1 protein-coding gene is annotated in these 1490 nt (G+C 30.4%); it reads left to right on the forward strand.

What is annotated here, in order from left to right; all coding sequences use genetic code 11:
- The coding region (locus tag DVA66_RS21170; protein ID WP_157974203.1) for a DUF5906 domain-containing protein at window positions 1-1490 on the forward strand (1490 nt) is incomplete at both ends.

The following is a 1490-nucleotide window of genomic DNA, read 5'->3' on the forward strand; positions in this document are numbered from 1 at the left end:
GACGTAAATCAAGGATATGATGCACTGATTACGATGATTCAATCTTCTGACAAAGTTAGCGTATTTACGTTCAAGAAAAACTGTTTATTCTTCAAAAATGGTTTGATTGATTTAACATATAACGATGATGGTTCTATCAATCACCAATTCATTCATAAAAATGAGCTAACTCGACAACAATTGATGTTCGAGTATGCTACAAATTATAGATTAAATCTAAATTATAATCCTCAAGCAAAAACAGTTTTCGATGATAACAAAGTTAAAGAACCTGTCACACCTGACTATATTTTTGGTGCTTTAGGTCTAAGAGGATTTGAACATGATGAAGACGAAGCAAAAGCACGTGCTAATCTACTCATGCAATATACATTAAAAATTCTTTTACCATTCGACGACCCAGAAATTGTAAATGATACTTTTTTATACTTTTACAATGCTTCGAACTCAGGTAAGTCAACATACATGAATTTGATGTACAACATCATTAGTGCTCAAAGTACTGTTTCTTTACAACCCAAAGATTTCAGTAGTAAAGAATCATTCGGTCTCGTTAATGTTAAAGATAAGCGACTTGTCTTAATTGATGAAGCTACAGATGGACATCATAAAATTGAAACTGAAAATATAAAAAAAATAACTACAAAAGAACCTATTGATGCAAACGAAAAGAATAAGAGTTATGTTTCATTTAAACCAACGGCTGAAATGGTCTTCGCATCTAACTATGAACCAGTATTTAATGATGAATCGGGCGGTACTGAACGACGATTACTCGCATTCCAGTTAGATAACGGTTATAACGGATTAGATGGTAGACATGATTTAACATTTATACGTAAAGTCTTAATTAAACAACCAGAGTTTCAATCAGCCTGCATCAAATGGATTTTAGATAATGTTAATTTAAATCAAGAAATACCAAAATCTGTTAAAGATGATGCATTAGACTTAATCAGCCAAGAAGATGATGTCCAAATGTTCATCAAAAAAAGAATACAAAATGTAATTGATGAACCATTGTTCATTCATATTGACCATTTATATGAATTATATCGTTTAGAAAACTTTGCAAAAGGTCGAAAAGCCAATGCTATTAGAAATAAGTCCAATTTCAAAAAAGCATTAGTAAAAATTAGAAAAGGTGTATATCAAATTAAAAGATTAGACCATTCTAGTTTAGACGCTATTAACAAAACACTGTACATCCAAGGTGTTCTGTTCGAAAATTATTATAATAATTTAAATAATAATGACTTGACCAACAACACACACGTCAAATTCAAAGATTTTTGCGAAGAAAGAAAACAACTTCTCAATGATTTTTATAAACAGACTATAGAAGTCACGAACAAAACACTATCTCTTTCATTAGTATCACGAAAAAGAAGTACAATGATAGCAATACTACCTAATTCAGAAGTTTATGATACTGCTGTTTCTGAATCAGACTTGAATGATATAGCTAAAGAACAAAAAAATGCATTCTT

Origin of the sequence: Desertihabitans aurantiacus, assembly GCF_003344635.1 — a bacterium.
Taxonomy (GTDB): Bacteria; Actinomycetota; Actinomycetes; order Propionibacteriales; family Propionibacteriaceae; genus Desertihabitans; species Desertihabitans aurantiacus.